This window comes from Caulobacter sp. GW821-FHT10A06 (assembly GCF_059415805.1).
Window position 1 is genome coordinate 313,337 of record NZ_JBWKNY010000002.1, and the last position, 19,589, is coordinate 332,925.

21 protein-coding genes are annotated in these 19,589 nt (G+C 67.2%); 12 read left to right on the forward strand and 9 right to left on the reverse strand.

Annotation, left to right across the window (positions count from 1 at the left end; all coding sequences use genetic code 11):
• Positions 1–15: 15 nt before the first annotated feature.
• Positions 16–888, forward strand: coding sequence for a 4-(cytidine 5'-diphospho)-2-C-methyl-D-erythritol kinase (locus tag AC07NF_RS05390; protein ID WP_494628358.1), 873 nt, complete (start codon positions 16–18; stop codon positions 886–888).
• Positions 889–898: 10 nt separating this feature from the next.
• A complete protein-coding gene (locus AC07NF_RS05395; protein ID WP_494628356.1) occupies positions 899–1,531 on the forward strand; it encodes a peptidylprolyl isomerase in 633 nt (210 codons plus the stop codon).
• Here the strand turns inward: AC07NF_RS05395 and AC07NF_RS05400 are convergent.
• From AC07NF_RS05400 to AC07NF_RS05410, 3 genes are all read right to left on the reverse strand, one after another.
• Positions 1,528–2,331 carry a lipid II flippase Amj family protein gene (locus AC07NF_RS05400; RefSeq protein ID WP_494628355.1) on the reverse strand — a complete coding sequence of 268 codons (804 nt, stop codon included), beginning with the start codon at positions 2,329–2,331 and terminating at the stop codon, positions 1,528–1,530. The genes AC07NF_RS05395 and AC07NF_RS05400 overlap by 4 nt on opposite strands.
• A gap of 112 nt (positions 2,332–2,443) precedes the next feature.
• Positions 2,444–3,979 carry an ammonium transporter gene (locus AC07NF_RS05405; RefSeq protein WP_492810067.1) on the reverse strand — a complete coding sequence of 512 codons (1,536 nt, stop codon included), beginning with the start codon at positions 3,977–3,979 and terminating at the stop codon, positions 2,444–2,446.
• 25 nt (positions 3,980–4,004) lie between these two features.
• Positions 4,005–4,343, reverse strand: coding sequence for a P-II family nitrogen regulator (locus tag AC07NF_RS05410; protein ID WP_291879143.1), 339 nt, complete (start codon positions 4,341–4,343; stop codon positions 4,005–4,007).
• 330 nt (positions 4,344–4,673) lie between these two features.
• On the opposite strand from AC07NF_RS05410, the gene AC07NF_RS05415 reads away from it, so the two are divergent.
• The 4 genes from AC07NF_RS05415 (at position 4,674) to glyS (ending at position 9,188) form a co-directional block, all read left to right on the forward strand.
• Positions 4,674–5,024: a DMT family protein gene (locus AC07NF_RS05415; protein ID WP_492810069.1), complete on the forward strand. Its 351-nt coding sequence runs from the start codon at positions 4,674–4,676 to the stop codon at positions 5,022–5,024.
• An 85-nt stretch (positions 5,025–5,109) separates the two neighbouring features.
• Positions 5,110–6,033, forward strand: a complete 924-nt coding sequence (locus AC07NF_RS05420; protein ID WP_494628352.1) for a fasciclin domain-containing protein — start codon at positions 5,110–5,112, stop codon at positions 6,031–6,033.
• Positions 6,034–6,116: 83 nt separating this feature from the next.
• Positions 6,117–7,016 carry a glycine--tRNA ligase subunit alpha gene (locus AC07NF_RS05425; protein ID WP_494628350.1) on the forward strand — a complete coding sequence of 300 codons (900 nt, stop codon included), beginning with the start codon at positions 6,117–6,119 and terminating at the stop codon, positions 7,014–7,016.
• Between the two features lie 6 nt (positions 7,017–7,022).
• Positions 7,023–9,188: a glycine--tRNA ligase subunit beta gene (gene glyS / locus AC07NF_RS05430; RefSeq protein WP_494628348.1), complete on the forward strand. Its 2,166-nt coding sequence runs from the start codon at positions 7,023–7,025 to the stop codon at positions 9,186–9,188.
• Positions 9,189–9,242: 54 nt separating this feature from the next.
• Here the strand turns inward: glyS and AC07NF_RS05435 are convergent, their stop codons facing one another.
• A complete protein-coding gene (locus AC07NF_RS05435) occupies positions 9,243–10,085 on the reverse strand; it encodes a metal-dependent hydrolase (protein ID WP_494628346.1) in 843 nt (280 codons plus the stop codon).
• A 73-nt stretch (positions 10,086–10,158) separates the two neighbouring features.
• Here AC07NF_RS05435 and AC07NF_RS05440 point away from each other — a divergent pair, with 73 nt between their 5' ends.
• Together AC07NF_RS05440 and AC07NF_RS05445 are read left to right on the forward strand one after the other, a co-directional pair.
• Positions 10,159–10,758, forward strand: a complete 600-nt coding sequence (locus tag AC07NF_RS05440) for a TetR/AcrR family transcriptional regulator (protein ID WP_494628344.1) — start codon at positions 10,159–10,161, stop codon at positions 10,756–10,758.
• Positions 10,759–10,773: 15 nt separating this feature from the next.
• Positions 10,774–11,790: a proline iminopeptidase-family hydrolase gene (locus tag AC07NF_RS05445; RefSeq protein ID WP_494628342.1), complete on the forward strand. Its 1,017-nt coding sequence runs from the start codon at positions 10,774–10,776 to the stop codon at positions 11,788–11,790.
• Here the strand turns inward: AC07NF_RS05445 and AC07NF_RS05450 are convergent.
• From AC07NF_RS05450 to AC07NF_RS05470, 5 genes are all read right to left on the reverse strand, one after another.
• The gene (locus AC07NF_RS05450; protein ID WP_494628340.1) at positions 11,774–12,172 is read right to left on the reverse strand and encodes an NUDIX hydrolase; all 399 of its coding nucleotides are present in this window, start codon (positions 12,170–12,172) and stop codon (positions 11,774–11,776) included. The two genes, AC07NF_RS05445 and AC07NF_RS05450, sit on opposite strands and share 17 nt — an antisense overlap.
• Before the next feature lie 21 nt (positions 12,173–12,193).
• Complete coding sequence (locus AC07NF_RS05455) at positions 12,194–13,267, reverse strand: serine hydrolase domain-containing protein (RefSeq protein ID WP_494628338.1); 1,074 nt, start codon at positions 13,265–13,267, stop codon at positions 12,194–12,196.
• Between the two features lie 30 nt (positions 13,268–13,297).
• Positions 13,298–14,161: a helix-turn-helix transcriptional regulator gene (locus tag AC07NF_RS05460; protein ID WP_494628336.1), complete on the reverse strand. Its 864-nt coding sequence runs from the start codon at positions 14,159–14,161 to the stop codon at positions 13,298–13,300.
• A gap of 1 nt (position 14,162) precedes the next feature.
• The gene (gene hemB / locus AC07NF_RS05465; RefSeq protein ID WP_494628334.1) at positions 14,163–15,164 is read right to left on the reverse strand and encodes a porphobilinogen synthase; all 1,002 of its coding nucleotides are present in this window, start codon (positions 15,162–15,164) and stop codon (positions 14,163–14,165) included.
• A 61-nt stretch (positions 15,165–15,225) separates the two neighbouring features.
• Positions 15,226–15,684 (reverse strand): DUF2147 domain-containing protein, encoded by a 459-nt coding sequence (locus tag AC07NF_RS05470; RefSeq protein WP_494628332.1) that lies wholly within the window; start codon positions 15,682–15,684, stop codon positions 15,226–15,228.
• A 236-nt stretch (positions 15,685–15,920) separates the two neighbouring features.
• Here AC07NF_RS05470 and AC07NF_RS05475 point away from each other — a divergent pair, with 236 nt between their 5' ends.
• Genes AC07NF_RS05475 through AC07NF_RS05490 form a run of 4 tightly spaced genes read left to right on the forward strand, consistent with a single transcriptional unit; the run spans position 15,921 to position 19,578 of the window.
• Positions 15,921–17,060 (forward strand): isobutyryl-CoA dehydrogenase, encoded by a 1,140-nt coding sequence (locus tag AC07NF_RS05475; RefSeq protein ID WP_494628330.1) that lies wholly within the window; start codon positions 15,921–15,923, stop codon positions 17,058–17,060.
• Positions 17,057–17,656 carry a histidine phosphatase family protein gene (locus AC07NF_RS05480; RefSeq protein WP_494628328.1) on the forward strand — a complete coding sequence of 200 codons (600 nt, stop codon included), beginning with the start codon at positions 17,057–17,059 and terminating at the stop codon, positions 17,654–17,656. Before AC07NF_RS05475 ends, AC07NF_RS05480 begins: the two co-directional genes overlap by 4 nt.
• Before the next feature lie 7 nt (positions 17,657–17,663).
• Positions 17,664–18,716: an enoyl-CoA hydratase/isomerase family protein gene (locus AC07NF_RS05485; protein WP_494628326.1), complete on the forward strand. Its 1,053-nt coding sequence runs from the start codon at positions 17,664–17,666 to the stop codon at positions 18,714–18,716.
• Positions 18,717–18,774: 58 nt separating this feature from the next.
• Complete coding sequence (locus tag AC07NF_RS05490; protein WP_494628324.1) at positions 18,775–19,578, forward strand: class I SAM-dependent methyltransferase; 804 nt, start codon at positions 18,775–18,777, stop codon at positions 19,576–19,578.
• Positions 19,579–19,589: the final 11 nt, after the last annotated feature.

Below are 19,589 nucleotides of genomic sequence, written 5' to 3' on the forward strand. Positions count from 1 at the left end.
TGAGTCAGAGAGATCATGCGGCTGTCAGCCTTTGCTCCCGCCAAGGTCAATCTGTTCCTGCACGTGGGCGGGCCGGACGCCGAGGGCTATCACCCGATCTCAAGCCTGATGGTCTTCGCCGATGTCGGCGACCAGGTGGCGATCCAGCCCAGCGACGCGCCGGCCTTCGAGACCTCGGGACCGTTCGGCGGGGCGATCCCGGCCGATGGCGACAACCTGGTGGTCCGCGCCGCGCGGGCCTTCCACGCCAAGCTGGGCGGGCCGGTTCCGCCGTACCGGCTGATCCTGGACAAGCGCCTGCCGATCGCGGCGGGCCTGGGCGGCGGTTCCAGCGACGCCGGCGCGGCCCTGAAGCTGCTACGTGACGCCCTTGCGCCGCATTTCACTGACGACGACCTGGAGCCCCTGGCCGCCGGCCTCGGCGCGGACGGCGCGGCCTGCCTGCGGGCCACGGCGCTGATGGCCGAGGGGCGCGGGGAGATCCTGTCGCCCGCGCCGATGCTGCCAGAGTTGAACGCCGTGCTGGTCAATCCCGGCGTCCCGTCGCCCACGGGTGCGGTCTATCGCGCCTATGACGCCGCCGTGCATCCGGACGGCGCCGAGCGGCCGTTCATGCCGTCCGACCTGGAAAGCGCCGAGGAGGTCGCCGCCTGGCTCTCCGTGGCCACCCGCAACGACCTGGAGGCGCCGGCCGTGGCGCTGGAGCCCCGCATCGGCGAGGTGCTGGACGTCCTGCGCGAGGAGCCCGAAAGTCTGCTGGTCCGGATGTCCGGCTCGGGAGCCACCTGTTTCGCCCTGTGTGCCAGCGACATCGAGGCCGAGGGGCTGGCCGAACGCCTCGAGACGATGCGACCCGACTGGTGGGTGCGGCGCTGCCGCTTGAGCTGAGGAGCTACGAATGAAGCGCCGTGACGTTCTCGCCGCCCTTGGAAGCCTGGCCTCCGCCGCGCCGGCGTCCGCCCAAGTCTTGAGCCTGCCGCCGACGCCGATCGTGCCCGGTCCCGGCGATGTCCTGGTCAGCCTGGAGACCAGCCTTGGCGCGATCATCATCGCCCTGAAGGTCAAGCAGGCCCCGCTGACCACGGCCAACTTCCTGCAATATGTCGACGGCAAGCTCTATGACGGCTCCAGCTTCTGGCGCGCGGCCAAGGCCCCCAGTTCGGTCGACTACGGCCTGATCGAGGGTGGCCTGGCGGGCGACCCGAAGAAGGTCCTCAAGCCCGTGGCCCACGAGCCGACGACCCAGACGGGCTTGCGCCATGTCGACGGCACGCTGTCGCTGGCGCGCCGCGAACCCGGCAGCGGCGACAGCGACTTCTTCATCTGCGTGGGCGAAGCGCCGTATCTGGACGCCAATCCAGCCGCCGAAGGCGACAACCTGGGCTTCGCGGCCTTTGGCCAGGTGATCAAGGGCATGGAGGTCGTCCGCAAGATCCTGAACCTGCCCACGCCCGGCGAGGCGACCAATCCGGTGATGAAGGGCCAGATGCTGATGCCCGTGGTGCCGATCGTCACGGCCCGTCGGATCTAGATAACCCGCGCCAGCATCACGACGCCGGTCGCAGCCGGGACCAGCAGCAGCTGGGCCAGCACCGTGCCGGCCACGCGGCTGCCGGCGAACCAGACGACCGCGCGACGGAAGGCCGGCTCGCTGACACGGCCGTCCATGACGTCGTCGGTCATGATCGACAGGGCCGGATCGATCAGCACGAACAGCAGGATCGTCGCCACGCCGTTGATCACCGACGACAGGCTGACGGCCGTGACCCGGAACTGCGGGTCCAGATAGCCCGCATACAGCGAGGCGAAGACGCCCACGGTCAGCAGGGCCTGGGCCAGGACGTTCAGCACGATCACCCGCGCCGGGACTTCGATCTTCTGCTTCAGGCTGGTGAGGTGGCCGGGCGAGGGCAGGGCGACCGCGTCGCGGACATAGGACAGCCCGCCCTTGGCGAAAGCGTGCATCAAGAGCTTCGGGACCGAGCGATGGACCTGGAAGTGGGCGACGGCGCGGGTGAACAGGCGCTGGGCCGTCGGGATCATCAAGGCGCCGACCAACGCCGCCAGGCTGGCGCTGGCCATCAGCCACTGGAAGTCGGCCAGCAGGTTCTGGCCCGTGCCGGCCAGCAGCTCGGTCTCGATCCGCTTGGACAGGAACGGTCCCTGAAAGGCGTTCGAGGCGCGCGACAGCAGCACCAGCACGTTGAACAGGGCGAACGACATGGCGATCCGCCGCGTGCGGACGCCGACGATGCGCACGGCGTAGGCCAGGGCCCCGATCAGGTGGATCACGAAGGTCAGGACGCAGAGCAGGAACAGTTGGGCGTCCACGACGGTCTCCAGGCGGGAAGGCGCGGAGCTTGGCTGAATGGCGGGCAAAGAGAAAGGGCGTGGAGATCGCTCTCCACGCCCTTCCGGTCTTCGACGAGGACCTATCCCCAGCTTAGCTGTGGTAGGCGCGTTCGCCGTGTTCCGAGATGTCCAGGCCTTCTTCTTCGGCTTCCGGCGAAGCCTTCAGGCCGATGACCAGCTTGATCACGAAGAAGACGATCAGCGAGGCGACCAGCGACCAGACGATGGTGACGCCAACGCCCTTCAGCTGGGCCAGCACTTGCGTGCCCATGTTGTAGACGGCGTTGTCGCAGGTCGAGATATCGCCGTCCTTGGCGCAGCTGGTGTAGTCGACGATGCCGGCGCCGCCCCAGGCGGGGTTGACCAGGAAGCCGGTGCCGATGGCGCCGACGATGCCGCCGATGCCGTGGATGCCGAAGGCGTCCAGGCTGTCGTCATACTTCAGGGCGTTCTTCACGACCGAGCAGAAGAAGATGCAGATCGGCGAGACGATCAGGCCCAGGATCACCGAACCCATCGGGCCAGCGAAGCCGGCGGCCGGGGTGACGGCGACGAGGCCGGCGACGATGCCCGAAGCCAGGCCCAGGGCCGACGGCTTCTTGCGGGTGACCCACTCGACGACGATCCACGACAGGCCGGCGGCCGCGGTGGCGACGAAGGTGTTGATCATGGCCAGCGAGGCGTAGCCGTTCGATTCCAGGTTCGAGCCGGCGTTGAAGCCGAACCAGCCCACCCACAGCAGGCCAGCGCCGACCAGGGTCAGGGTCAGCGAGTGCGGGGGCATCGGCTCCTTGCCGTAGCCTTGGCGCTTGCCGAGGATCAGGGCGCCGACCAGGGCGGCGATACCGGCGTTGATGTGGACGACGGTGCCGCCGGCGAAGTCCAGGGCGCCGAAGCTCCAGATCAGGCCCGACTTGACCGGCGCGGTCGGAGCCAGCGCGATCGCGTCAGGACCCGGCCACCACCAGACCATGTGCGCCATCGGATAGTACGACAGCAGCGGCCACAGGACGGCGAAGGCGACGATGGCGGCGAACTTCATGCGCTCGACCAGCGAACCGACCACGAGGGCGGCGGTGATGGCCGCGAAGGTCGCCTGGAACGAGATGAAGGTGAACTCGGGGATCACCACGCCGGTCGAGAACGTCGCGACGTTGCTGGCCGGGGTGACGTCCTTGAGGAACAGACGGCCAAGACCGCCCACGAAGCTGTCCCAGCTGCCGCCGTCGGTGAAGGCGAAGCTGTAGCCCCACAGCACCCAGGCGACGAAGCCGATCAGGGCGACGGTCGAGACCTGCATCATGACCGACAGCATGTTCTTCGAACGGACCAGGCCGCCGTAGAACAGGGCCAGACCCGGCAGGATCATCAGCAGGACGAGCAGCGCGGAGGTGAGCATCCAAGCGTTGTCGCCCTTGTCGTTCTTGTCGACGATGGCGGGAGCCGGAGCTTCAGCGGCAGCAGGCGCGGCGGCCGGGGCCGGCGCAGCCTCGGCGGGCGCGGCGGTGGCGGCAGCGGCGGCCGGCGCGGGCGCGGCCTCCTGGGCGAAGGCGGTTGCGCCCAGCGGCGCCCCCGCGAGCGTCGCGGCGAGCATGAGCCCGGCCAGCGGTTTGAAGGTGAGTTTCATCGTCGGTATCCCCTTTTCCCGATGCTTACAGAGCGGCCGAGCCGGTTTCGCCGGTGCGGATGCGGACGGCTTCTTCGACGTTCAGGACGAAGATCTTGCCGTCGCCGATCTTGCCGGTGGCCGCGGCGGCCTTGACCGCCTCGACGGCCTTCGCGGCGGACGCGTCGTCCACGACCGCTTCGAGCTTCACTTTCGGCACGAAGTTCACTTGGTACTCCGCGCCACGATAGATCTCGGTCTGGCCCTTCTGGCGGCCGTAGCCCTTCACTTCCGAAACCGTCAGGCCTTCGACGCCGGCGGCGACGAGCGACTCGCGCACCTCGTCCAGCTTGAAGGGTTTGACGACCGCTATGATCAGTTTCATCCGCCTTGCTCCGACCCGCGTCGCCACGGGCTTTCTTTGCTTGGTTGTCGGAAGCGTTAGAGAGATCGCCCCCAGTTTGATCACCGCCGACGCCGCCACTACGCGCTGCATCGTTTCCCCGGCTTGGCCACGCTATCGGCGACGGTTCCGTGACGTGTCTCGCGCACAAGGTTTTGGAAACGAATTGGGCGAGGCGCCTAAATTATGAGCGCTAGACGCTTCATTTGCGTCAGAAACTGGCGATTTTGCCTGACGGGAGGGTGGTGGCGCAGGGGGCGCCCCTTGTCCTAGTTTGCCGGAATCCTACCGCCCAGCTCCGGAGCCCGCGCCATGCCGCCCCTCGTTATGAAGATCGCGCCCTGGGTGCTGCTGGTGATGTCCAACGTCTTCATGACCTACGCCTGGTACGGTCACCTGAAGGGCAAGCCGATGGCTCTGCCGATCGCGATCCTGTCCAGCTGGCTGATCGCGCTGCCAGAATACATGCTGGCGGTTCCGGCCAATCGTATCGGCCACAACGTGTATTCGACAGCGCAGTTGAAGGTGGGACAGGAAGTCATCACCTTATTGGTCTTCATCCTGTTTTCGTATTTCTATCTGGGTGAAGCCATTAAATGGTCGACCCTTGCCGGCTTCTCATTGATCGTCGCCGGGGTGGCGGTCGTGTTCTTCTTCAGGTGAAGCTTTGATGTGATCACGAGCCCGTGATCACGGAACCGAGTCCCTTGTCCGGGCGTACACCGCTCGAACCGAGAGGAACTCGACCATGAACACCAAGCGTCTCCTGACCGCCGCCGCGGCTATCGCCCTGCTGGCCGGCGCCGCCCAAGCTCAAGACATGGCTGCTCCGGCGCCCGCCGCGCAGGCGCCGGCCGCCGCTTCGCCCGTCGTGGCCAAGGGCGACCTGATCGACACCGCCACGGCGTCGGGCCAGTTCACCACCTTCCTGAAGGCCGTCGGCGCGGTGAACCTGACCAGCGTCCTGAAGACCAACCAGAACCTGACCCTGTTCGCCCCGACCGACGCGGCCTTTGCCGCTCTGCCGGCCGGCGAGCTGGACAAGCTGATGCTGCCCGAGAATGGGCCGATGCTGCAGAAGGTGCTCACCTACCACCTGATCAACGCCAAGGTGGACTCCACCAAGATCAAGGGCGCCAAGGGTGAAGTGAAGAGCGTCGAGGGTTCGTCGCTGCTGCTGGACGGCTCGGGGACGACCCCGATGGTCGACAGCGCCACGATCACCCAGACCGACGTGATGGCCAGCAACGGCGTGCTGCACGTGGTCGACAAGGTGCTGATCCCCAAGGACGTGCCCGGCCTGCAAGCCGCCGCCTCGGCGACCGACGCCGGCGCGACCATGAACGTGGCGGCCAACGAGCAGATGGCTCCGGCCGCTCCGGCCCAGACCATGCCGGCCGATCCGAACATGCCCTCGGCCCAGGCCGCGCCGACCACGGCCACTGACATGGCCGCCGACCCGGCCGCTTCGCCGACGGCGACCTCGGCGGGCGTGAACACCTCGGGCGTCGTGCCGGTCTCGTCGCAGTCGCCGGACGCCCAGGCCTCGCTGAAGGCTGGCGATCCCAATGTCGTCTCCAACCCGCCGGTGGCCGACACCCCGGAAAACCGCGCCAAGTACGGCAAGCCGATGTCGAACGCCGGCAAGCGCACGGCGCCGAAGGGCAACTAAGCCCTTACGCTTCGGACATCGCTTGAAGCAGCAGTCGGCGGGCCCTATGGTCCGCCGACTTTTTTCTAGGCCTGCTTCGATTGATGTCGCGCGAAAAACCCAAGTCCTTCCAAAGCCTGATCCTGACGCTCCATGACTATTGGAGCCGACAGGGCTGTATCATCCTGCAGCCGCACGACGTGGAAGTGGGGGCGGGGACCCTGCACCCGGCCACCGTGCTGCGCGCCCTGGGCCCCAAGCCCTGGAACGCGGCCTATGTGCAGCCCTCGCGCCGTCCGGGTGACGGCCGCTATGGCGAGAACCCCAACCGCCTGCAGCACTATTACCAGTACCAGGTGATCCTGAAGCCGAACCCCGAGAACATGCAGGACCTGTACCTGGGTTCGCTGGAGGCGATCGGCCTGGACCTGCGCACCCACGACATCCGCTTCGTCGAGGACGACTGGGAGAACCCGACCGTCGGGGCCTGGGGCCTGGGCTGGGAAGTCTGGTGCGACGGCATGGAAGTGTCGCAGTACACCTACTTCCAGCAGGTGGGCGGCCTGGACGTCTCGCCGGTGGCCGGCGAGCTGACCTACGGCCTGGAACGCCTGGCCATGTACGTGTTCGGCGTCGACAACGTCTACGACCTGCCGTTCAACGACCCGGACTCGCCGCTGGGCGCGACGACCTATGGCGACGTGTTCCTGGAGAACGAGCGCCAGCAGTCGGAAGCCAACTTCCACGGCTTCGACGTCTCGGTGCTCAAGCAGCAGTTCGAGCAGATGGAACAGCAGGTCCCGCTGATGCTGGAGCGTTCCTATCAGAACAAGGCGCTCGTCCTGCCCGCCTACGACATGGTCCTCAAGGCCAGCCACCTCTTCAACCTGATGAACGCCCGCGGCGCGATCGCCGTCGCCGAGCGCGCCAGCTACATCGGCCGCATCCGTGACCTCTGTAAGATGTGCGCCAGCGCCTGGGTCGATCAGCAGGAAGCCGCGTAAGTCACGATGCCCCAACTTCTCCTCGAACTGTTCTCGGAAGAGATCCCCGCCCGCATGCAGGCCCAGGCCGCCAAGGACCTGGAGCGCATGGCGCGCGAGCACCTGGCCGCCGCCGGCTTCCTGCCCGAGGCCCTGAAGACCTTCGCCGGCCCGCGCCGCCTGACCCTGGTGGCCGAAGGCCTGCCGCTGGCCCAGGCCGACCGCAAGGAAGAGCTGAAGGGCCCGCGCGTCGGCGCCCCGCCGCAAGCCATGGAAGGCTTCCTGCGCAAGGCCGGCCTGACGCAAGACCAGCTGGTCGAGCGCGACGGCGTCTACATGGCCTTCATCGAGAAGAAGGGCCGTCCGACCCCGGAGATCGTCGCCGAGATGGTCGAAGCCATCGTGCGGGGCTTCCCGTGGCCCAAGTCGATGATCTGGGGGACCAAGAAGCTGCGCTGGGTGCGTCCGCTGAAGCGGATCCTCTGCGTGCTGGACCGCGAGGTCGTGCCGTTCGCCATCGAGGGCATCCCGAGCGGCGACGTCACCGAGGGTCACCGCTTCATGGGTGACGCCCAGCCGTTCACGGCCAAGGACTTCGACGAGTATGCGGCGGGCCTGGAAGCCCACTTCGTCGTGCTCGACGTCGAGGAACGCAAGGAGCGTATCCTCGAAGGCTGCAAGACCCTGTGCTTCGCCCGTCACCTGGAACTGGTCGAGGACCAGGGCCTGCTGGAGGAAGTCGCCGGTCTCGCCGAATGGCCGACGCCGGTGCTGGGCGACATGGACCCGGTGTTCCTCAGCCTGCCGCCCGAGGTCATCCGCACCTCGATGCGCACGCACCAGAAGTACTTCGCCGTCCGCAAGGCCGGTGAGACGGGCCTGGCTCCGCACTTCATCACCATCGCCAACATCCAGGCGGCCGACGGCGGCGCGGTGATCGCGGCCGGCAACGCCAAGGTGCTGTCCTCGCGCCTGTCCGACGCCCGTTTCTTCTGGGACGAGGACGTCAAGGTCGGCTTCGAGCCGTGGCTGGAAAAGCTGAACGGCGTGACCTTCCACGCCAAGCTCGGCACCATGGCCCAGCGCGTCGAGCGTATCGTCGCCCTGGCCGGCGAGATCGCCCCGCTGGTCGGCGCCGATGTCGCCAAGACCAAAGAAGCCGCGCGTCTGGCCAAGGCCGATCTCGCTTCGCAGATGGTCGGCGAGTTCCCCGAGCTGCAGGGCGTCATGGGCGGCTACTACGCCCGTCAGTTCGGCCTGGACGCCGAGGTCGCCGCCGCGATCGAAGGCCACTACAAGCCGCAAGGCCCCTCGGACGCCGTGCCGACCGCACCGGTCAGCATCGCCGTGGCCCTGGCGGACAAACTGGACACGCTGGTCGGCTTCTTCGCGATCGATGAGAAGCCGACGGGTTCCAAGGACCCCTATGCGCTGCGTCGCGCGGCCCTGGGCGTGATCCGGATCATCCTGGAGAACGGCGTCCGCGTTTCGCTGCAGACCGAGATTCAGGAACATCTCGTGAAATACGCTCAGCGGCTTCCGCTCAAGGGCGTCACGCAAGAACAGTCGAGGGATTGGGCGGCTCTGCAGGGGCGGCCTGAAGTCGCTGGCGCAACTGTGGTCGGTGCGACCTATTCGTCCGACGGTGAAGTCTTTGCGCTCGTCGCCATGACTTCATCAAAGCAGGTCCTGGAGTTCTTCGCCGATCGTCTGAAGGTCACCCTGCGTGACCAAGGCAAGCGGCACGACCTCGTCGACGCCGTCTTCGCCCTAGGCGATGACGACCTGGCGCGCATCGTCGCGCGGGTCGAGGCCCTGGACGGCTTCCTGAAGACCGACGACGGCAAGACCCTGATGGCCGGCTACAAGCGCGCCTCGAACATCCTCAAGGCCGAGGAGAAGAAGAGCGCGCTGCCGGTCGGGGCTCCCGAGGCACCGACCGCCGACAGCGATGCGGAAGTGGGTCTCTACAACGCCCTGCGCCTGCTGGATAAGCCGCTGAAAGAAGCCCTGGCCAAGGAGGACTTCACCGGCGCCATGACCCAGCTGGCCGAGCTGCGCGGCCCGGTCGACGCCTATCTGGACGGCGTCTTCGTCAACGAGCCCGAGCACCGCGACAACCGTCTGAAAACCCTGGCCGCCGTGCGCGATGCCATGGGACAGGTGGCGGACTTTGGTTTGATCGGGGGCTGATCTCCTCGGCAGCACAAACGGAAACGGCGGCCTTTCGGGCCGCCGTTTTTGTTTCTACGCCACCGCCGCGTCGAACTCGGCTTTCCAGCCGGCGAAGGCCTCCCGGTCGTCCTGGTCCCACGGATGGAAGCCGGGGCGGTACCAGGCGAAGTAGGTCTTCCAGCCGCGGCGGAAGAGGCCAGGATTGCCCCACACGAACGCGTTCACCGCCTTCAGCGCGGCCTTGGGCGTATAGCCGTCGGCCTCCAGCAGGCGGGCGGCGTAGCGGCAGATGTTGCGGGTGAACATGATCGTCACCAGGAACATCGCCCGGCAGCGCATGAAGTAGCGGCGGCGGGCCGACCAGTCCTTGGTCGCGACCATGAAGACGTCGTAGGCGACCGCCTTGTGCTCGGTCTCCTCCATGGCGTGCCAGCGCCACAGCTTCTCGACCTCGGGGTGGGCCTTGTCGAACAGGTCCTGATGGCGCACGTGCATCTCGGCCATCATCGCCGTGAAGTGCTCCAGGGCGATGGTCGACAGCAGCATGCCCATCTTGCCGCGCTCGCGGGCCATCTTCACGCGGCCCTTCACCGTCTCCTCGATCTCGGCGACCGGGTAGCGCTCGCGGTCGATCAGGCTGTTCAGCTGATGGTGCTCGCGCGAGTGGATGGCTTCCTGGGCGATGAAGTTCTTGGCGTCGTCCAGCAGCTTGCCGGTCAGCAGGTGGCGGTAGTTGCGCACCGCGTCCATGAACAGGCGCTCGCCGTCGGGGAAGGTCAGGGACAGGGCGTTGAACACCGCCGTGCCGACGGGATCGCCGCCCAGCCAGTGACCCTTCTGGGCGTCGGCCAGGTCGAAGCGGATGTCGCGGGGCGTGACGTCCAGGTCCGTGGGGGTGGTTTTGGTGTCGCTCATGGCGTTCTGCGCTCCGCCGGTTTAGGGCTGTCTCAGCCTCTTGATGGGCGCAGAGTGAGTTGTACTGACAAAAATGTCAATAGCGCCAACCGTCGCTCCGAAGACCCGTGTCCGCCGCACGCCCGAGGCCGCGCGAGAGAACATCCTGGCCGCCGCCGAGGCGCTGCTGGTCGAGCACGGCCCGCAGGCCATCAAGCTGGCCGACGTGGCCAAGGCCGCGGGCGTGGTCCACGCCAACGTCATCCACCACTTCGGCTCGATCGCCGGGGTCGAGACGGCGCTGATGGAGCGGATGATCCGGCAACTGACCGACAAGGTGCTGGCGGCGCTGGACCGACCCGATGCGGTGCTGGGCGTCGGGGCTCAGGCGCTGTTCGACGCCTTCGAAGCCAAGGGCGCGGCAAGGCTGGCAGCCTGGCTGGAGCTGACGGGCGAGGGCGCGCGCATGACCCTGGTGCGCGAGGTGGTCGACGAGATCGTCCAGACCCGCCTGGCGCGCGACAGCGGCGTCGACCGCGACGCGGCGGTGGACTTCATCCTGCTGAACATCATTCTGGCGGTGGGGGTGGGGCTGTTTGGCCCCACGCTCAGCGCCCTGCTGGGCCGTCCGCCGGAGCGGGCCCGGGAACTGGCGCTGGAACTGATCGAAGGCCGGCTGACCGGCGGGCGTTAGATCCTGGAGGGGACCATGAAAGCTCTGTTCGCTTGCGTCGCGGCGGCCTTGACGCTGATCGCCGCGCCGGCCCTGGCGCAACAAGCGCCGCCGGCCAGCTACTACGATAATACCGGCCATCCAGACGCCTGGGCGGGCGGGGTGAAGATGGTCGACATCGACACGCCCAAGGGCAAGTTCCGGGTCTGGACCAAGCGCGTCGGCAACAATCCGAAGCTGAAGCTGCTGTTGCTGCACGGCGGGCCCGGCGCGACGCACGACTATTTCGAGGCGTTCGACAGCTACCTGCCGCGCGAGGGCGTCGAGTACATCTATTACGACCAGCTGGGCTCAGGAAACAGCGACAAGCCGACCGACACCGACCTCTGGACCACCGAACGCTTTGTTGAGGAGGTCGAGCAGGTCCGCAAGGGGCTGGGCCTGACCAAAGACGACTTCTGCCTGCTGGGCCACAGCTGGGGCGGCATCCTGGCGATCGAATACGCCCTGAAGTACCAGGCCAACGTCAAATGCCTGGTCATCTCGAACATGATGGCCTCGATCCCGGCCTACAACGCCTACGCCCAGAAGACCCTGATGCCGGCCATGGATCCGAAGCTGCTGGCCGAGGTGAAGGCGCTGGAGGCGGCGGGCAAGACCAGCGATCCGCGCTACATGGAGATCCTGGTCCCCATGCACTATGAGAAGCACATCCTGCGGCGGCCGCAGGCGCAGTGGCCCGAGCCGGTCGTGCGCTCGTTCGCGCACCTGAACGGTGAGCTGTACACCCTGATGCAGGGCCCCAGCGAACTGGGCGCCAGCGGCCGGCTGGAAAAGTGGGACCGGTTCGAGGACCTGGCGAAGATCAACGTTCCGACCCTGGTGATCGCCGGCGCGTACGACACCATGGACCCGGCCTATATGGCGTCGATGGCCAAGAAGCTGCCCAAGGGCCAATACGCCCTGATGCCGAGCGGCTCGCACATGTCGATGTACGACGACCAGGCCAACTACTTCGCGGCGCTGGCGAAGTTCCTCAAACCGATGAAGTAAGCAGAGCCGGCAGTACCTGCTCAGTCAACAGCGGCGCCAGGCGCAGGTCGCCAGGCGCTGCCGGATCGATCCAGGCCAGCTCCTCGATTTCGGCGCGGGCGGTGATATCGCCCTCGACCGAGGCCAGGTAGGTCGCCGACTGGACGGTGAACCCGGCCTCGTTGGCGGCTGGAGCGGAGAAGTTGCCCAGCAGCTCGGCATGGACCAGTCGGCAGCCCAGCTCCTCGTCCAGTTCGCGAGCCAGGGTGGTCAGGTCGTCCTCGCCGCCGTCGCGCTTGCCGCCGGGCTTCATGAAGGTGCTCGTGCCGCGCTTGCGGACCAGCAGCATGCGGCCGTCCGCATCGCGGATCACGGCGGTGACGATGTCGAGGACGCGGCTCATCCCAAGAGCCTAGCCGAGTCGCTACTTCTCGACCGCCGCCAGGATGTGTTCGGCCAGCAGCTTCTCGGAGATGGCGTGCGGCTGGCGGACGCCGAAGTTCGTCGTGGTGATCACCGCCACCAGGTCGAGGTCGGGCACGATCGCCACCTTCTGGCCGCCCGAACCGCTCATCAGCCAGGCCTTGTGACCGGCCAAGCTCTGCAGCCAGACCAGATAGCCGTAGTCGGTGTTCTCCCGCGCATTGGCGTGCGGCGTGACCGAGGCCTTGACGAAGTCGGCCGGCAGCAGTTGCTTGCCCTCCCATTGGCCGCCATTGGCGTACAGCTGGCCCAGCTTCAGCAAGTCGCGACTACGCAGGCCCAGGCCCCCACCGCCCATGGCCAGGCCCGTCGGCGACATCTGCCACTTCGGGTTCTCGATGCCGAGCGGCTTGAACAGCACCTCGTCGGCGAAGGCGGGCAGGGGCTTCTTCACCGCGTTCTGGACGACCTGGCCCAGGGTCACGACGCCAGCGGTGCAGTAGCTGAAGCTGCGGCCATAGGGCGAAGCCTCGGGCTTGGGGCTCCAGTCCGGGAAGCCGCGCACCGGCAGGTCGAGATAGAAGCCGACCCAGTCCTCGATCAGGTACATCCGCTCCTCGTTGCCGCGCGAGAAGGTGTTGTCGTCGTCGCACTCGGCGATGGAGCTCATGGTCAGCAGGTCCTCGACCGTGACCTTGTCCTTGCGCGGATCGGGATTGGCAGCCGGCTTGCGGTCCTTGAGGTAAGCCTTGATCGGCACATCGACGCTGGGCAGGGCGCCACGGGCGATCGCGGCTCCAGCCAGCATGGCGGTGACGGTCTTGGTCGCCGAGCGGGTGTTGCGGCGGGCCTCGGCGCCGTCCGCATCGTAGTAGGCCTCGAACACCAACTTGCCGTGGCGGGCGACCAGGACGCTGGTGATCTTCTGGAACTCGCCGGCCTTGATGGCGGCGGACATCGCGTCGAGCTTGGCGGCCGAGACGCCCTCGGCGGCCGGCGCGGCGGTGGTCCAGTCGGCGGCCTGGGCGGAGAGCGGGGCGAGCACGAGGGCGGCGGCGAACGCGAAGGCTTTCAAAGCGGGAACTCCAGGAGGGACCTTGGCCGTCTAGGCCGCGCCGACAGCCTCGTCTTGGACGCTTGCAACAACCGGCCGACGACCGCACAGCCGCGCGAACTCGCCGGGCGTGACGCCATAGGCCTTCACGAACTGGCGATTGAGGTGGCTCTGGTCGCAGAAGCCCGAGGCCAGGGCGATCTCGCCGATCGGGTCGCGACCACGCATCAAGAGGTCGGCGGCGCGCTCTAGCCGGCGGGTGCGCAGGCGGTCGCCCGGCGCGGCGCCCAGCCAGCGACGATAGCCGCGCGCCAGGTGGACCGGATGCACGCCGGCGATCTGCGCGAGAACCGCGACATTGATCGGCTGGTCGAACGTGTCGGCCAGATAGGTTTCGGCGCGATCCAGCCAGGACGGGCGCTTGTCGCCATCCGATACGGGGGTGATCGCTTGCGAGGCCAACTCCAGGCTCAGGCCTTCCAGCGACAGCGCCTCGTTGTCCTGAGCCAGCAGCGAGCGGGTCAGGCGCAGGGCGGCGCGACGGGCGGGCGGACCGGTCAGCCGCAGGGCGTCGATCGCCGCGCCCCTCCCGGCGTCGGCCAGGGCGCGCCAGTCGGTGGGGCTGAAGCTGACGGCCAGGAAAAAGCCGCCGCCGTCTACGAAGCGATCGCGGTGCACGACGCCGGGCGGGTTGTAGACCAGCACCGGGCCTTCGGTTTCAGGCCCCGCGGCGGTGGTGATGTAGCGGCCATGGGTGGCCAGCACGAAGTGGGTGTCGTCGTGGCTGTGCTCATCGACGTCGTCGGCGCGCTTGGTGGCTTCCAGGTGCGCCAGGCGCACGCCCGGCAGTTGCCGTTCGACGGTCGGCGCGCCGTAGAACCGGCCTTGGCTGAAGGCGGTCCTCGGCGCGGCCATGTCAGCCCAGCTTCTCGCCGGCCCAGGGGGCGAAGTAGGTGATGATCCCCGCCGCGCCGGCCCGCTTGAAGGCGGTCAGGCTTTCCAGGATGGCGCGGTCCTGGTCGATCCAGCCGTTCTGGGCGGCGGCCATGATCATCGCGTACTCGCCCGACACCTGGAAGGCGTAGGTCGGCATGCGGAACTCGTCGACCAGGCGGCGCAGGATGTCCAGGTACGGCATGCCCGGCTTGACCATGACCATGTCGGCGCCCTCGGCGATGTCGAGCGCGACCTCGCGGATGGCTTCCTCGGTGTTGGCCGGGTCCATCTGGTAGGTCTTCTTGTCGCCCTGGCCGCCAGCGAGCTTGGCCGAGCCGATCGCGTCGCGATACGGGCCGTAGAAGGCCGAGGCGTATTTGGCGGCGTAGGACATGATCATCACGTCCTGGTGGCCCGCGCCCTCCAGCGCCGCGCGCAGCTTGCCGATGCGGCCGTCCATCATGTCGGAGGGGGCCAGGATGTCGGCGCCTGCCTCGGCTTGCATGATGCCCTGTTCGATCAGGCGCTCGATGGTCGGGTCGTTGAGGATCTTGCCGCCCTCGATCACGCCGTCGTGGCCGTGGTCGGTGAAGGGGTCCAGGGCGACATCGCACATGATGCCGACCTCGGGGGCGGCGTCCTTCATGGCCTTGACGGCGCGGGGGATGACGCCGTCCGGATCGGCGGCGATCGAGCCGGTCGCGTCTTTGCGCGAGCCGTCGATGTGAGGGAAGATGGCGATGGCCGGGATGCCCAGATCGCGGGCGCGGACAGCAGCCTTGGCGGCTTCCTTGACGGAGAGACGCTCGACGCCCGGCATCGAGGCGACGGGGATCACGCCTTCGCCCTCGTGCACCACCATCGACCAGATCAGGTCGGACGGTCGGACTTCGCTCTCGCGGACGAGGCGGCGGGTCCAGTCGGCCTGGCGCACGCGGCGCAGGCGGGTGTGCGGATAGGGAGCGAGGGGCGGAACGGTCATGCGCCTGATGTCGCGCGGGAGGCCGCGCGAGGCAAGACGCATGCGTCCTTAAGTGAGTGGATTAGGGAGCCGCCCGCGAGGCCAGCACCGACGGACCTTCGATGCGGGTCCACAGCTGCGACTTGCACAGGAAGTTGCCCAGCACGCAGCCCTTGGCGCGCATGGTGCGGGTGTCGACGATGTCGGCCGAGCCCACCAGGGTGACTTTCAGGGTCGGAACCCAGACGCGGCCCTTCAGCGTGCCGTTGTCCTGGGCTTCGAAGTCACGCAGCAGCTGCTTGCCGATCAGGGTGTCCGTGCCCGACTTGCGCGCATCGGCTTCGGCCTTGGGGCTGGCCCACACCACGACACCGCAGGTGCTGGGGCCGCAGTCCTTGATCTCCAGATGCACGGAGTTCTTCGGATTGCGCCAGACGCCATACGAGCGCGAGATATCGCCGCCAGCGTAAGCCGGCGCGGCGAGCGCGGTCATTCCAAGGGCCACCGTCATGGCGGCAAGAGCAAGTTTCAGGAAACGCATAGTCGTTGATGCAGTTTTTTGTGTTTGAGAACGCCCAGACTCGAGACGGGCATTTGGGCTCAAAGACGATGGTTATCAAGAGGGTGTGACGCCTCAGCCGCTACACACCGTGTAACGGAGGATTTCAGGTCACACTTGAACCGCTCTGCGAGACGCGTTGACACCGGGCTTTCGGCACGGCACGTCAGCGACCAAGAAGGCGAGGGCGGTTCTGCCCCATACGGGAGGAAAAGCGCATGGATTTCGCGCTGAACGAAGATCAAGTCGCAATCCAGGACGCCGCTCGCGCTTTCGCGGAAGGACAGCTTGCCCCGTTCTCGGCGCAATGGGACGAGCAGAAACACTTCCCGGTCGACACGTTACGCCAAGCCGCCGAGCTGGGCTTCGCCGGTATTTATGTAACAGAGGACGTCGGGGGCTCGGGCCTGTCGCGTCTGGACGCCTCGATCATCTTCGAAGCCCTGAGCTACGGCGACGTGCCGACGGCGGCCTACCTGACCATCCACAACATGGCCTCGTGGATGATCGATCGGTTCGGCTCCGACGAGCTGCGCCAGCGCTACCTGCCGCGCCTGACGACCATGCAGCTGATCGCCAGCTACTGCCTGACCGAGCCGGGCTCGGGCTCGGACGCGGCCAACATGCGCACGACGGCCAAGCTGGACGGCGACCACTACGTCCTGAACGGCGGCAAGGCCTTCATCTCCGGTGGCGGCGTGTCGGACGTCTATGTCGTCATGGCCCGCACGGGCGGCGACGGCGCCAAGGGCGTGTCGGCCTTCGTGATCGAGAAGGGGACCGAAGGCCTCAGCTTCGGGGCCAATGAGCGCAAGATGGGCTGGAACGCTCAGCCGACCGCCCAGGTGAACTTCGACAACTGCCGCGTGCCGGTCGCCAACCGCATCGGCCAGGAAGGCGAGGGCTTCCGCTTCGCGATGATGGGCCTGGACGGCGGGCGCCTGAACATCGCCTCTTGCTCGCTGGGCGGCGCCCAGTTCGCGCTCGACACGGCCAAGGCCTACATGGAGACCCGCAACCAGTTCGGCAAAGCGCTGAAGGATTTCCAGGCCCTGCAGTTCAAGCTGGCCGACATGGCCACCGAGCTGGAGGCCGCCCGCCTGATGGTGCGCCGCGCCGCTCACGCCCTGGACAACAAGCATCCCGAGGCGACCAAGCTGTGCGCCATGGCCAAGCGTTTCGCGACCGACGCTGGCTTCCAGGTGGCCAATGACGCCTTGCAGCTGCACGGCGGCTACGGCTACCTCCAGGACTATCCGCTGGAGCGCATCGTGCGCGACCTGCGGGTGCACCAGATCCTGGAAGGGACGAACGAAATCATGCGCGTCATCATCGCCCGCGAGATGTTTCGGCAGTGATCTATCTCTGTCGTCACGGCCAGACCTTCCACAACCGCGAAGGCCGCATGCAGGGCCAGACCGAGTCGGACCTGACCCCGCTGGGGCGTCTGCAGGCGGCGGCGATGGCCGATCTGCTGCATGACCTGATCGCGCGAGACCCTCCCGCCGAGTGGCGCATCGTCGCCAGCCCGCTGCGCCGGGCGCGCGACACGGCGCAGACGATCGGCGCGCGCCTGGGCCTGCCGGTGGCCTTCGAGGATCGCCTGATGGAGATCAGCGTCGGCGACTGGTCGAACCGCCTGCGCGATGAGGTCAAGGCCGAGAACCCGGCGCTGCTCACCGATCCGGAATGGGCCTTCAAGTCGCCGAACGGCGAGACCTATGACGCCATCATGGGCCGCATCTCTGGCTGGCTGGCCGAGCAGGCGCCGGAGCCCGAGCGCAAGCTGATCGTGGTCAGCCACGGCATCGCCGGCTGGGTGCTGCGCGGCGCCTATGCGGGCTTGGCCCGCGAGCAGGTGATCCGCTTGGATACGCCGCAAGACGCCATTTTCCGTCTCAGCAACGGTCAGATCGATCGGCTGGCCTGCGCGCCTGTCGTCGAGCCTGTCTAGGATTCCCATGACCGACGAACCCGAAGTCTTGATCAGCGTCGAGAAGAACGTCGGCCGGATCACCCTGAACCGCCCAAAGGCGCTGCACGCCCTGACCCAGGGCATGTGCGAGATCATGATCGGCGCGCTGCTGGACTGGCAGGAGGATCCCGAGATCTACCTGGTCCTGATCGACCATGCGGGCGAGCGGGGCTTCTGCGCCGGCGGCGACATCCGCATGCTGGCCGAAAGCGGGGCCAAGGACGGCGTCGAGGCGCGGGCCTTCTTCCACACCGAGTACCAGCTGAACCATCTGCTGTTCACCTACGACACCCCGGTGGTGGCGGTGATGGACGGCATCGTCATGGGCGGCGGCGTCGGCATCTCGATGCCGGCCCACGTGCGCATCGCCACCGAACGCACGACCTTCGCCATGCCCGAGACCGGCATCGGCCTGTTCCCCGACGTTGGCGGCGGCTGGTACCTGCCGCGCCTGCCGGGCAAGGCGGGGCTGTGGCTGGCCCTGACCGGCGCGCGTATCAAGGGCGCGGACTGCATGCGCCTAGGGATCGCCACCCACCATGTCGAGTTCGGCGCCATCGCGGGGCTGAAGAAGGCCATCATTGCCGACCCGCGCCGCATCGAGGAGATCCTGAAGAAGTACCGCGCCGACGCTGGCAAGGCCGCGCTGCTGGGCTTCGAGCAGGACCTGAACCGCCTGTTCGTCGGCGAGACCGTCGAGGAGATCTTCGAGTTTCTGACCCTCGATTCCAGCGACTGGGGCAAGGCTCAACTGGAAGTCCTGAAGACCAAGTCGCCCCAGACGCTGAAGGTGGCCTTCGAACAATTGAAGCGCGGCGAGGCCATGACCGACTTCGCCGAGAACATGGCCATGGAATACCGGATCGGCTCGCGGGTGGTGATGAAGCACGACTTCATCGAGGGCGTTCGGGCCGTGATCGTCGACAAGGACAACGCGCCCAAGTGGAACCCGGCGACGTTGGAAGAGGTCACCGACGCGATGATCGAAGAGATTTTCGCGCCGCTTCCCGCAGCGGAAGAATGGGTACCGCTGACGTAACCGATTGCGTAGGCTAACGTCGCTTCAATTAAGAACACGTCGGTTCGGAAGGATTGCCATGCGTAAGCCGCTTCTCAGTCTCATCGCGGTGCTGGGCCTCGCCGCCTGCGCCACGCAACCGATGCTGGGCCCGCCGCCTCCGCCGCCTCCGGGCCCCGTCGCCGCCAGCATTCCGGCCAACATCGCCGCCGCCACGAGCGATCCGTCGCGTCCGGCCGCCGACATGATCCGGGACAACGATCGCCGCCCGGCCGAGGTGCTGGCCTTCGCCGGCGTGCGCCAGGGCGCCAAGGTCGCCGACCTGATTCCCGGCGGCGGCTACTTCACCCGCATTCTCTCCAAGGCCGTCGGCCCGCGCGGGGCTGTCTATGCCTATGTGCCCGACGAGCTGACCAAGCTGGCCAAGCGCGAACCGGCCGTGAGCGCCATCGCCCGCGATCCAGAATATTCGAACGTGAAGGTGGTCCTGAACACGCTGCCCAACTTCTCGGCTCCCGAGAAGCTGGACCTAGTGTTCACGGCGCTGAACTATCACGACATGCACGACAAGTTCATGGGCCCGGCCGACCTGTCGGTTGTGAACCGCCAGATCTTCCGCTCGCTGAAGCCGGGCGGCGTCTACATGGTCATCGACCACTCGGCGGAAGCTGGTTCGGGCCTGCGCAACACCGAGGACTTGCACCGCATCGACGCCGCCGTCGTGCGCGCCGAGGTCACGGCCGCCGGCTTCATCTTCGAGGGCGAGAGCAAGGTGCTGCGTCACCCCGCCGACAACCGTAAGACCAACGTCTACGACGCCTCGATCCGCGGCAAGACCGACCAGTTCGTCTACAAGTTCCGCAAGCCGGCGACGGCGCGCTGAGATAAAAACGC